Below are 12,846 nucleotides of genomic sequence, written 5' to 3'. Positions count from 1 at the left end.
CCGGGTAATGCATCTAATAGTATTATACAAAACCAAAATCTACGTACAGAGCTAGGCGTGTAATTCAGACTATGATTCGGATAGAATTGCATTTATTATGTATACAAAGCGCGACAAGAAGGCAAAAAGACAAGTATCTGTGTTCAACTGTTAGCTACGTTTGCCGTGAATAACCACTTGAACTCATTATCAAAATCTAATTACTATTATTAACTCCGTAAATAATAGGTAATTAGACGTGCTGAGTTACGCCAAAAGTCTTGATAGAGCCAGCAGTACCTTTTTCTTTTTCGGTTTCGCAATCTCACAACTTCGTTTTGCCCCATTTATCATCGCTGCTTTTGCAAAAATTTCTTCTTTATTTCTCTATCTAGTTGCTTATGTGCTTTGGTTAGTCGCCTGTCAACTTTACCCGGATCATCCTCGCTTAAAGAAAGAATGGTATGGTTTTGCCCAGTTTAAGAATCAACATAGAATTGCTGCAGCGCTTGGCACTATCGCTGTGTTATGCAGCATCTTGACCTTCTTTTTTCCTATTATCGCAGTACCTGCAAGTTGGCTTTTTGCTATCAGTAATGGTTTTTGGCTAATCAGTGAGTACCACAAAAAACAAAATCCAATTTGCGAAGAAAATTATTCGAGTGAACGCCAACAGGTTTATCTAATATATGCCTTACTTGTCACTACAATGGCCATAGTCACAGCCATAGCAACCACGCTTATTACCTTTTATCCTATTGTCACAACGGCAACGATTTTGCTTGCATCCCTGTTTAGCCTCTGCATCGGTGCAGCAGCGTTTAAATATTGGGCAGAATACACTTTTCTGGATTATAAAGCAGATAACGATACGAAAGGCAGCTATACGTTCTTTTTGTCTAATAAGTTAGTGCAAAATGCGAAAACGTCTACTCTTGAGCATCAAGGAAAATTAGAGTCTTCTTACTACCCCTCTCCTATTATGTCATCCGTGCCACCTAAAAAAGATTCACAATTACCGCTTTCACCATCGGACGATAATTCAGTTTTCTTATTCAATTAAGATTCATTTGCCGTTTGCAAGTATTTGGTTAAAATAGGCCGCTGCTTCATGATGTAAGTTGCTAGCTAATTTATTTAAGATTTTAAAAGGATAGAAAATAATGGGTGTGCTGGCTGAGGGATTAAAACAGAAAATTTTTCAATTATCTAATCAAAAAATTAGGACCTTACTCCTAACTCATTATGTCGATACGGACAATCCTACCGAATTCTTTACAGCACAATTTACCAATGACCATACCGAAATTCCCACCAACGATGAGTTGGATAACCTATCTGTTCTCGACCTAGTGTATAAGTACGCGCCAACGGAGTTAGGCAATGAGTTAACAGGTTTATTATTAGCAGCCCCACACACTGAATTCGTAAGCTTACTTTCTCAGGACACACAAGGAGGTGATGCCTCCTTATTGAGCACTGTATTGAAGTATGGCTCCATGGAAGCACGACGAAAGATTGCAGAAAAAATGAAAATGCTTCGTGAGGATGACATTATTCATTTATTGTTTCACAATCCAAAAGCCACTAGTGAGTTTATCAGTGAATGTAGTCCAGAGTTACTCATGCAACCTGAAAATTATCAGGCTCTATCCGAAGTACTTGCTGTCGCTTCACCTGCAAACGCGCGTTCGATAATTCGGACCATACAAAAAAACCTTGCTCCTAAAATCGCTACTGCGTCTTTACATTCAGTCGGTGCATTTGAACCTGAAAATGACGCTTTAACTCTTTGGTTTCATCGCTTAGAAAGTAAAAACCAACGCCTTGGTTTAGTTCCTTTTATTATACAAATCGATCAACTGCACGCTAAAGCATCACAATTCTCCCGCTCATTAACAGAAAATAAATATACTCCTTTGCGTGGCGCCATAACCCATTTAGCCAATCATCTTAATGAAATTTCAGACTATCTATTTAGCATTCATCTCGACCAAACCGATTTAGCATGGGACTCAAAACTTCAGAATACTTTATGCGAATTAAACCTGTCATTGGAGGAAATACGAACCCAATTCAATGAAAAGGAATTAAGCCTCAAAGCGGATTTTCTAACTCTGCCAATTGAATTAAGTCGCTTTATTTCCTCGGATGAGTTGACACTTTTAGGGAGTAAAATTAGCCTTTTTTGTCAAGGTTTCGATGATTTTGAGCAGCGGATTGCGCACAACCATGCCGCCATCCGAATGCAACAACAACAGGAGCCTCAAACTAATTTAAATTTAAGAGCCCTCGAAGAAACAAATTTGCTTCTCAATCGCATCAATCGCCCTGTTCTTCTTGGTCTCTTACGCAATCCTCAGCGCACTCTGCTTTTACCTCAGCTTTTTGACTGGATATTCAGCTGTGGATATGGGATTTCAAGCAATCTGTTATATCGGTACATGCTTCAATTAATTGAAACGACGAAACCCCATGACTGGCTTGAAGTGGATAAACAGATCGATCACTTGCTTACATTAAGAAACGATATAATAACCGTCCTGCTTGATTTGCAGATCGCAATTATTTCACCTCCCACTTCATTGAGCAGTTTATTACTCAGCCTTTACAACAATGATGAAATCAAATTACAAAAAACAGCAGAGTTCTGCTCTTTAGCGCAATTGCATGAGTTCAAAGCCCTCATCAATTATGTCATTACTGCAAAACGAAACAATGTACCTGTAGAGCTATTAAAAATTGACTCTTCTTTGAAAACTACTGATCTTTCAAATTGGATTCAATACAATTTAATTGCCATTGATTCGTATGCGAGCAAAGCAATCTCTTTTAAAGTGCTCAAGGCAGGGGTTTACCAACAAGATAGGAACGAAGTGAAACTTCAAGCTAAAGAAGTTTACGCTGCTGCTGCCGCTTTTGGTGAAATGCTTAGCGAAAACATCGCAAAACCTACACCGCAGGCAATCATCGAACTGATTGCAACACACACCCCCATGTTTAGTAACCCAGCAAGCTCTTTAGGGCATCGTGTATTCTTTTTAAAACTTCATAGTTTATTTAAGCAGATGAACCCCACTGCAGTTGCTGAAACAATCAATCAACTTCCCCCTGAAATGCTGGAATTAATTCTTAATCAGTGCTTGTTGAGCTTAAACGATGAGGGTAAATTACACCAAGATAAGGAAGGTAGATTATATTATGAAGCATGTCGGTTCTTACTCAATAATTTATGCACTTATGCTGAATCTAATGCAAACTCATTAAATCGGATCAAAGAGCGCTTAGGTCAACAAGATTTAGACTTGCTCGGGAATGAAACGCTCATTGCACTAGCAAAAGATATACTTACTAGTAAAGAAGATGACTTATTCGATTATATGCCGAATGCTATTTGGATCCAAAAACTTCTTGTTAATCCTCGCTTTATGGCTGCTTTAAAATCGTCTTCAATCGACAATGCTACCAAGGTATTGCAACGACTAAGCGATCGTTATCGCTACTATTCAATGATCTTAAAACGAGATGAAAACGACACACTTAATCAATTTTTTGATGGGAAAATGGATTTTTCAGATGATCATAAAGCGGAGAGGGAGGGATTTCGAAAAGCAATTTTAGCTGATCCTGAAAAAGCAGATCAGTTGTTTAAGGAGTTAGACCAATTATTAGCATTTCATGGCGATGAATGCATTCGTATGCTATTTAATCAACTCGAAAATAATTGTCATGCTTTAGAAGGTTCCTGCCCAGAAATAGCAAGTACTGCACTAGAGGTTTTATATACTCACTATAATAACCGCATTGCAGGAATGCGTTCTGATTTGTTATTTAGAATTGCTGATTTTATTGTGAGCAATGCATCTCACATTAAAGATGATCTTGACCAAGCGCAAAGCACCTTGGTCACCTGGTTAAAAGTGTATCTACCCCATAAAAACTTTGAGCAAACTGAATTGACGCGCAAGTCACCAGTCTTTCTTTACAATGAAAAGCGCCAGAAAATCGGCTTTATTAATGAAGCCAATTATGCCATGACATTAGGGACTCCATCGCGTTCTTTACTTGGACAGAATGGCATTGTGGTAGGGACCTGCTTGTATGATAGCCAACGGAAAAGAATTGGCACTATTACAATAACAGGGCAAATTCAACAAGAGAACTTATTTCAAAAATTGACTGGAGCCTTGTTAATCGCTAACGTCCCGCAAGAACAATTAGAAAAATCGCCCGAAACGCTTAATCTATTAATGGATGATATCTTCGTCGAAAATTCGGTCGAAGACTTATATGAGAACGCAACGCTCAATAAGCATGCATGGATAACCGAGCAGATTCAACAACACCTGATTTGCACTTCCAGCGCTATTCCAAAAGAAAGCTTACGTGCATTAGCAGCAAACAGTGCTCCTGATTCGTTTTTCTCGCTCCTAGCCAACATTCAATTACAAGAAAATGCTGAGCAATTTTTTGAACTTATTCTAGCTGATCCCAGTAAGCGGCATGAACTATTAACTGGCAAAAAGCAACAAGCATTAGTCTTTGAATTTTTTGCTCGGCACGACACGAGTTTATTATTGGCTCATTTTCTAGCAAACCATAACGACAAATCCTGGTTCAACCAAGGTTTCCAAGTCTTTGGGCTTTATGCCGAGCACACAAATCAACCTGACTTATTAGTTAAAGCAATCGCTCATCTTGGCGAACAAGCATTTGTGCAAAAAACGCTAGCGCAACAGGAGTATGATGCTATTTTAACTCGATTAATTAGCAATCAAGCATGCGCTTCCATCATTTGGCAGTGTTTTCTTAAAACCACAGCTCTAACCAGCATTCAAGAAGTCGATGCGGAGCTCGCTGATCATTTCACCTCCTGCTTTTTTAAACACCATTGTCTCCCGGCAATAAACGAGTTAAATAAACAAGGTAATTTGACGCAAACAGCGCAGCATCGACTACTCATGCTTATTTTTGCAAAACAGCGCGAACAACTTTTTCATCGAAAAGAACTTTGCTTTTCCTCCAAAATTGCCTGGTCTCAAAGCGAACTTGAACAAGTAAGTAACTTTGTTAAGCGGCATTTTCATCAACATGCCAATGCGGATAAAAATTTTGCAGTAGGAAAAGACCTTCTCGCGGAATTGGTATTTCGCTGCGCTCATTTCGGCCTTACTAGTCTATTTTATCAAAATGGTCGCTTAGATCAGACAATTGCCACACAAACATTGAACCGATCTCTTCTCAATGCAATTGCAGCAAAAGATTATTTACCTAAAGCGCTTAAAGAAAAAGTTAACGATATTTATTCCATTATTATTGGATGGTTTGATAATCAACATATAGAAAATAAACGAGCGATTGATCAACTCAAGCAACATCACGCAATCATCGATTGGAAGGAACTCAGCAACCAAGCTTGGGACGTGAATGACTCCATGACACAACTGCCATTAATCAGCGCTTATTTAATCAATTACTCAGGAGAACAAGGCCCGCTACTTAAACTGATAAAAGATTATGTTAGTCATCCTATGATTAAAACAAAGCCTACTTGTTTAAAACATGTTTCTCAAGTCATGGCCAAGTTCCCTCAACGCGATCTCAGTAATTGTATCTTCACCGCTCTGGAAGAACTTGTCACTGAAAATCCTGATTATTTAAGCCTCGATTTACTTCAGCACATGGCAAAATTTTACGTCAGTAAATTTCCTGAAAAAACAAAAAAAAATTTTAGTCCAGAAATTAATTTAATCAATCATTTTGGTCAACAGCAGAAATATAGCTTAGTCATGCGCAGCTGTGAATTGATTGAAATGGATACGGACTCATCTGCCCAAGATCTGCTGCGGAAGATAAACAAAGAAGCCAAAATCGAGTCATTTTTAGTTCAACATGAAGACAGTAGGTATTACTCTCTCTTACAATTTTTCTTAAGGCTTTTTTTGTATGGCTTTAATGCAGAAAAAAGGGCTTCTAAGGTGGTGGCTTTTTGCGACCAAGAGAGCCCCTACTCTTCTCCAGTCGTAGTACCGCAGATCATAAATACCCCAGTGGAAGGAAGCGAGGAAATTGAACAAGCGAAAGTGTTTGCTGAAAGCACAGGAAAATTAAGAACGCGCTATGAAAAATCTTTACAAGCTGATCGGTTAAGAAAAGCCAAAGAAGAAAGAAGAACTCGATCTTCTAAGCCATCGCCCTATAGAAGGAATTCCAGTTTCGTCCATTTTACTCCGAAACAAGCATTCGGTTGCCGCGCTGAACTCGCATGCTCGATTGAGCTGATGCCTCCTCAAAGCTTACTAACGTTCTAATTGTATAAATATACCTATTGTACTACGCCCAAAGTATGTCCAATTGAACTAAACTAGTCTATACCCGTGATCCTTCAAAACGCTGTGTTTTGGGCAACTTGATTTTTTTGGCTGGGATTATTTTAAAAACGAGTAATAGCAAGCCCTATTGCGAGGTTTTAAAATAATCCGAGGCGGAAAAAGCAATAGACCAAAAATAGCGTTTTGAAGGATCACGGGTATATACAATAGTCAATCTATAACTTGTAACCTAGCTCAATAATTTAGTATAGTTTGCAACCAATTGGGAGTGATGAATGGCCGACTTAATTCAATTAATGATTAACAAAGCAAAAGAAGTATTACCCAACGCCTATGCCCCCTATTCTCACTATCAAGTAGCTGCTTGTGTATGCACCGATGATGATCAACTTTATTCGGGCGTCAATGTTGAAAATGCCTCTTATGGTTTAACACTTTGCGCCGAAACTTCTGCTATTTGCCAAATGATTGGCGCTAATAGACGAAAAATAAAAAGTTTAGTTGTATTGAATGGAGAAAACAATTTATGCTCACCCTGTGGAGCCTGTCGCCAACGGATTGCCGAATTCTCCACGAATGAAACGATGATTTATCTTTGTAACCATCAAAGTGTCATCCAATCAATGACAATGGAAGAGTTGTTACCTCTCGCGTTTAAATTTAAGCCTTAACCTGGAATAAAGATGACAAAACTGAGTAAAAGTGCTGCGCATTTAGCGGCAGATAAGATTAAACAATTATTGCCAAATTTTAAACCCACCCTAGGGATTGTTCTGGGCTCAGGATTAGGAAGTTTCGCTGAGCAGTTAGAGGATGCAGTAAGCATTTGCTATGAGGAATTACCCGGTTTTCCCAAACCTACCGTGTTTGGACATGGTGGAAAATTGGTCTTAGGCTATATCCATGGTGTAAGCGTCGTTTGTTTGCAGGGTCGCGCGCACAGTTATGAGGGCAATCACCATGACACAGTTAAAACTTACATCCGTTGTTTGCGTTTATTAGGCTGCGAATACTTCTTTGCAACCAATGCTTCGGGCTCGCTTCATGAGGAAGTAGGTCCTGGTGAATTAATGCTGATCACTGATCATATTAATCTCCAACCAGGGAATCCATTGGTCGGCCCGAATGATGATGAGTTTGGCCCTCGTTTTCTCCCTCTGGATAATGCCTATGACCGCCAACTCCGAGAACAATTGTTGCAAACCGCTCATAAAGAAAAAATTTCACTACATCAAGGGGTTTATATTGCTGTGATCGGCCCCAATTATGAAACAGCAGCTGAAATTCGCGCATTTCGCATTTTAGGCGCTGACGCCGTTGGCATGTCCACTGTTCCGGAAGTTTTAGTGGCCAATCATTGTGGAATGAAAGTCGCTGTGATTGCAATTATCACCAATCACGCTACTGGTCTTTCTGCGACCAGTCATAGTCATGAAGCAGTGGTAAAAATGGCCGCAAATGCCGCTGAAAAATTAGGTCGATTGCTGAAACAATTTATTGCGAGCTTAGCATGAGTCTAGAAGAAGACTATTTATTCGTTTATGACGCGCTAAAGGACGCATTACGATTTAGCGCGCCAACAAATAACGAGGTTATTCCACTCATTGATCTTACTTTGCTGGATGAAGCAGCGAGTGACAATGCGTTGTTACTCCTTAACCAGAAAGCACATCGTCATCAGGTCGCAGCGATTTGTGTTTACCCTCAACATTTAAAAAAAATATCCTCTTCCATAGTAGCACAACCCTTTTCCCTTCCGCAGGATGCAGAAGGGAAAAAAGTTAAGCTGGCTACTGTAGTCAATTTTCCTGAAGGAGATCAATCAACTCAGCACGTTTTAACCGCTGTCGATAACATTTTATCGACAAATTTAGCGGATGAAATCGATTATGTCTTCCCGCATCAATTTTATTTAGAAGGCGAGCAAAAAGAGGCTTTAAAACAATGCCAACAAACTCACCAACTTTGTAAGCAAGCAGGCATTACTTTTAAAGTCATTTTAGAAACAGGCGCATTACCTTCTTTAGCGTTTATTTACCAGCTAAGCATGGCAGTCATTGGAGAAGGTTGTGATTTTTTAAAAACATCGACAGGCAAAATTGCTCAAGGAGCAACTTTTTCAGCAGCTTTTGCCATTCTTAAAGCCATTAAAGACAGTAAAGCTACTTGCGGTCTTAAAGTCTCTGGTGGCATTAAAAAACCAGAACAAGCATTGACTTATATGGCTTTGGCCAAACAGATGTTCGATCGAGAGCCCGATAAATCTTGGTTTCGCATAGGAGCAAGCAGTTTATTAGATGAGCTAATTAATTAATATACCTAGCCACATCACAAGCCCATACCAGTTATTCGTAAGAAAAGCGCGAAAACACGCCTCTCTCTGTCGGTCAGCAATTAATTTTTGCTGATAAAGTAAAATACCGGCCGCAATACTCCAGCAAACATAAAAACCGAGAGAAAAATTAGCTTCAACTGCGAGCTTTAACCAAAGCAGATGAAGTACAAGCTGAAAAGAACCAATGATGGCTTTATCATAACTCGCAAAAAGTATTGCTGTGGATTTTACTCCTATGCGTACATCATCATCGCGATCGACCATAGCATATTGCGTATCATACGCAACAATCCACAAAAAATTAATGGCCAATAAATACCATACGGGGCTGTTAGATAATGCATTTGCAGTAACAAAAACCATGGGGATTCCCATGGAAAAAGCCACACCTAAAACGAACTGAGGCCCTTGGATAAATCGTTTACAAAACGGATATAAAATGGTTACAAAAACCGCAGCAAGGGCATAATAAAAACACACCTTCGGCAGTTGAATCAACACCAAGAAGGCACAAAATAAAAGAAAAAGAAGCAACAATAGCGATTCAATTAACCCTATCTCTCCTGATGCTAAAGGACGCGACTGTGTGCGTTTTACATGCGCATCAATATGACGATCGGCTATATCATTGATTACACATCCCGCCGAACGCATTACAATAGTTCCGAGAAAAAATAATAAAATAGAGAAGATTGGAGGTTTACCTTCATTGGCAATCCATAAAGCCCAAGCGGTAGGCCACCATAACAGAAGAATGCCGACAGGTTTATGAAGACGCATTAATTTAAGATAACTTACCCAATTCACTTCATGATCCCCAATAGTCCTGGAAGTAAAATTTCAATCAAATAAAAGTTTAAACCTTCCTTGGCAGTAAAAAGGGATAATCGTGTCCAAAGTTGCTCCTTTTGTAAGAGATTACACCTCTCCTTATCCTTACCTCCCGCTTGCCCGCGGGATTGTGTCAGAGTGGCAGATTCTTGCATCCCGCCAAGCCGCGGGACATTGAAGAACTGGGAATCGGATATCTCTTTTTCCTCCCTCTTTAAAAAATTGGGAAGCCAATAATATTCTATGCATTGCGGAGTAATGGGATAATTGACTAACTGCACACGTGCCACATTTGACTCACTAAAAACAATGGATCCCAATGATTCATGCGTTAATCGATTGAAAAAATGATCATTTGCCTTATAAGTTTGCTCTGGAATAATAGAGCGCGCATACCAACAAGGAATTTGATGAGAAAACATCAATATATCTCGATGAAACACGGATTTTTCTGCTATTCCTAGTACTTGCTTATCCCACCAGTTAGGGGACGTCCAATATTGCTTCAGCACTTCAAGTTCAGCATCCCCACTAAAGTCCCGCAATTTATCGGTTAACGACATCGGGTGATTCAACCAAGTTAATAAATAGTTTGGTGGGTTATTGTGAGCCTGCAATAAACGTGCGATATCAATAAACATAATTTGGCTATAAGGCTAATTTGCGAAGACAAGTATACCTCTGTATTTGTAAAAGCACTAGGCAAGTCGAGTAACTTACCCAGCACAAGCTCTAACAGTCCCTTCATCAACAGCGGTGACCGTTGCTGCGCGAGTCGCTTCAGTGCTTTCATCGCTTGTCTCGGCGAAAAAACCAGCCTCCCCTATTTTCCCTAGGGATGATTGTAGCTTTGTGTTATAGAGTGCGGTTAAGCCATCCAGTTTTAAAGCATGGAAATGTTCGGAAATATCTGTTGAATCAGGCTTAAGCGCTAGCATAGTCTCCACCAACTGGGTAAAATTGCGATCAGAAAGATAGGAATCGCCGTATTTTTTGATCAAATAGAGAATAAAATCCCTCTGCTTTTCTTCAGGAAGATTAAGTTCGGAAAGGCATTGTGCGCTGACCTCATCAACATTAAGCATCGTCAAGTAATAAGTAAACGCTCGATAAAAAGCTACTCGATTTTCTTCTTTAATTTGAGAATCAAAAAATGTACGCGCGAAATCTCTGATTTCTTGTAAAATGTTATCTTTTGTCAGGATATCGAGCAAAGGGTGGCCAATCACCGCTTGAAACAAGCGCCTCTTAACCCCTGAAAAACAGCTGGGCTTATCCCCTTTTAAATCATCGTATTCTTCCTCTTTGTTTCGGGAATTAATGCGTTTTTTATCCCAATTATGAGCTCGTCCCAGTAGAGCAAGCTCCTCAACAAAATGATTAAGTCTACCCTCCAAAGTATGCCCATTGATAGGCGGCATTGTTTCATCAATGGCTGCTAACCACAGCATAACGATCAAAGGCTGATATTCCTCAAAAGTAGACCAGCGCTCGGTTTTATCTTCATTGACACAGACATAACTTGCCTTTTTATCCATCCAATGATTGGGTTTTGAGAGGTAACGTAATGCAGTGTGGTCTTTATTTTGATAATAAGCTTTTAACGCCTCTTGATGAGCTTCAGGCTCTAAGTTTAATTGCTGAAAGTCAGCAAATTCCAAAGGCAAATTAATAAGTTGACCATTCACAGTAATCCGCGCAGGATTTGCTTGATAGCGCTCTGCAAGTTGATAGCGCAGTGCATCCATTAAATTAGCCACGCCTGCCTGTTTTAGCATGGGTTCGTATCGTTTAATTGCAGCATCAAGACGCTTTTGCTCTCCACTCGTCAACGCAGTCATTGAGGATTCACGATCGCGTGCTAACTGAGAGAGATCAATGCCTCTATTCACTTCGTTCTGATAAAAGTTATTTTCCTCCGCCAGCACCCTCACCGCTTCAATATTGAGCAGTATTTCAGCCGCTTCTCGATTTCCACTATGCAGTGCGAGTCGCAAAAGCTCATTCGTTTGCCCTTCGGCTCTCTGATGCGCTAGCGATTTAACTGAGGGAATGTTTAAAAGAAAACGTATTTCATCATCTAAATTTCTGTCATTGCGACGAATTAAATTCCTTAAAATATAAAAACAATACCATGCATCTTCTGGATCAGTGAGGTTATAAGGATCAGGGCCATGGTGGGACTCACTGGCTAAGTGGAGTTTGGATAACGTGCTTTCTATGAAGGGGAATACTATTGCTCCGTATTCAGAGACATGACTTTCTGCGTAAGCTAAGCAACTAGCGTTTCGCAATAACCAATGGCAGACAGAGTAGTGGTTGTTTCGTGCAGCCTCCCTAAAAGCGTAATAATTATATGACCTGATCATTTCTATAAGTTCTTGGGGAGCCTGTGTGGCTAGCCATTCTAGTGTTTGCAGATGGCCATTTGCTGCGGCCTCTCCAAAAGCGTAATAATTATATGACCTGATCATTTCTATAAGTTCTTGGGGAGCCTGTGTGGCCAGCCATTCTAGTGTTTGCAGATGGCCATTTGCTCCGGCCTCTCGAAACGCATAATAATTTTTAGCCACAATCATGTCAGTAAGCTTATGCCCAGCCTTTGCGACAAGCCATTCCAATGCTGCTATTTGGCCATTTGCTGCTGCATGGCCAAAAGCGAAATATTCTTTACTTTCAATCATCTGTATGACTTCATCAGGTGCTTGCTCAGCAAACCACTCAAGAATATCTACACCATTTACTACCGATTGAGAAAAGGCCTCATAATCCCTTTTTCTTATCATCTCCGTTTGCCTGGAAGGGGTTTGTGCGATAAACCATTTCAGCATTTCTAGATGACCATTGGCTGCAGCTTTACAAAATGCACTATACCATAACCACCCCTCTTTTAATTGATCACGTCGTTGTGCGACAAGCCATTCTAATGTTGTCAAATGGCCATTGGCAGCAATTGTGCAAATAAGGTCAGGTGAATGCTTTCTTTTTACAATTTTTCCCGGTACGTGGTCATTTAACCATTTAAGTGTATCCAGTTGGCCTAGAGCCGCACTGAGCTCAAAAATGTCTTTGTCATTTAATTGCAAGACGGCGCGAGCAAAGCGAATCAATTCATCCGCCCCTATATTCGGATAGAGTATCAATGTAAGGATAAATGCTTGTTTGTTATCAGTGGGTAAATCGCTACGGATTATGCTATCCACTGTTTTATTCTGAATGGATTGTTCGTCCCATAAAAGTTTAGAATTGAATACACTTATCCATAAATTCATCGGAATTTGTGCAGCAATAGAATGCTCTTTTTTTGATTTAATAGAATTAATTTGTATCACTTTGTAAACTCCTAATTACCTCGTGAAAATGCATCAC

8 protein-coding genes are annotated in these 12,846 nt (G+C 39.8%); 5 read left to right on the top strand and 3 right to left on the bottom strand.

Features of this window, described 5'->3' with window-relative positions; translation table 11 throughout:
- Nucleotides 1-238 precede the first annotated feature (238 nt).
- From B5D33_RS05635 to deoC, 5 genes are all read left to right on the top strand, one after another.
- Complete coding sequence (locus tag B5D33_RS05635) at nucleotides 239-1,042, top strand: hypothetical protein (protein WP_058451305.1); 804 nt, start codon at nucleotides 239-241, stop codon at nucleotides 1,040-1,042.
- Nucleotides 1,043-1,142: 100 nt separating this feature from the next.
- Complete coding sequence (locus tag B5D33_RS05630; protein WP_058451306.1) at nucleotides 1,143-6,290, top strand: hypothetical protein; 5,148 nt, start codon at nucleotides 1,143-1,145, stop codon at nucleotides 6,288-6,290.
- A 296-nt stretch (nucleotides 6,291-6,586) separates the two neighbouring features.
- Complete coding sequence (cdd, locus tag B5D33_RS05625) at nucleotides 6,587-6,982, top strand: cytidine deaminase (protein ID WP_058451307.1); 396 nt, start codon at nucleotides 6,587-6,589, stop codon at nucleotides 6,980-6,982.
- 12 nt (nucleotides 6,983-6,994) lie between these two features.
- Complete coding sequence (locus B5D33_RS05620) at nucleotides 6,995-7,825, top strand: purine-nucleoside phosphorylase (protein ID WP_058451308.1); 831 nt, start codon at nucleotides 6,995-6,997, stop codon at nucleotides 7,823-7,825.
- On the top strand, nucleotides 7,822-8,625 hold the full coding sequence (deoC, locus tag B5D33_RS05615; protein ID WP_065239974.1) for a 2-deoxyribose-5-phosphate aldolase: 804 nt from the start codon (nucleotides 7,822-7,824) through the stop codon (nucleotides 8,623-8,625). Before B5D33_RS05620 ends, deoC begins: the two co-directional genes overlap by 4 nt.
- On the opposite strand, the gene ubiA is transcribed toward deoC, so the two are convergent.
- The 3 genes from ubiA to B5D33_RS05600 all read right to left on the bottom strand — a co-directional run bounded on the left by ubiA (nucleotide 8,614) and on the right by B5D33_RS05600 (nucleotide 12,809).
- Nucleotides 8,614-9,426: a 4-hydroxybenzoate octaprenyltransferase gene (gene ubiA / locus B5D33_RS05610; protein ID WP_058451336.1), complete on the bottom strand. Its 813-nt coding sequence runs from the start codon at nucleotides 9,424-9,426 to the stop codon at nucleotides 8,614-8,616. The genes deoC and ubiA overlap by 12 nt on opposite strands.
- Nucleotides 9,427-9,449: 23 nt before the next feature.
- Entirely contained in the window at nucleotides 9,450-10,118 is a 669-nt protein-coding gene (locus B5D33_RS05605) for a chorismate--pyruvate lyase family protein (RefSeq protein ID WP_058451309.1), read from the bottom strand.
- 75 nt (nucleotides 10,119-10,193) lie between these two features.
- Nucleotides 10,194-12,809 carry an ankyrin repeat domain-containing protein gene (locus B5D33_RS05600; protein ID WP_058451310.1) on the bottom strand — a complete coding sequence of 872 codons (2,616 nt, stop codon included), beginning with the start codon at nucleotides 12,807-12,809 and terminating at the stop codon, nucleotides 10,194-10,196.
- Between the last annotated feature and the right edge of the window lie 37 nt (nucleotides 12,810-12,846).

Origin of the sequence: Legionella maceachernii (genome assembly GCF_900167045.1) — a bacterium.
In the GTDB taxonomy this organism is placed as follows: domain Bacteria; phylum Pseudomonadota; class Gammaproteobacteria; order Legionellales; family Legionellaceae; genus Tatlockia; species Tatlockia maceachernii.
This window is presented reverse-complemented; position numbering and strand designations above follow the sequence as displayed.

Coding starts and splice junctions, on each gene's coding strand:
- B5D33_RS05630 (WP_058451306.1), top strand. CDS start 1,143: ATGGGTGTGCTGGCTGAGGGATTAAAACAGAAAATTTTTCAATTATCT.
- ubiA (WP_058451336.1), bottom strand. CDS start 9,426: ATGCGTCTTCATAAACCTGTCGGCATTCTTCTGTTATGGTGGCCTACC.
- cdd (WP_058451307.1), top strand. CDS start 6,587: ATGGCCGACTTAATTCAATTAATGATTAACAAAGCAAAAGAAGTATTA.
- deoC (WP_065239974.1), top strand. CDS start 7,822: ATGAGTCTAGAAGAAGACTATTTATTCGTTTATGACGCGCTAAAGGAC.
- B5D33_RS05605 (WP_058451309.1), bottom strand. CDS start 10,118: ATGTTTATTGATATCGCACGTTTATTGCAGGCTCACAATAACCCACCA.
- B5D33_RS05620 (WP_058451308.1), top strand. CDS start 6,995: ATGACAAAACTGAGTAAAAGTGCTGCGCATTTAGCGGCAGATAAGATT.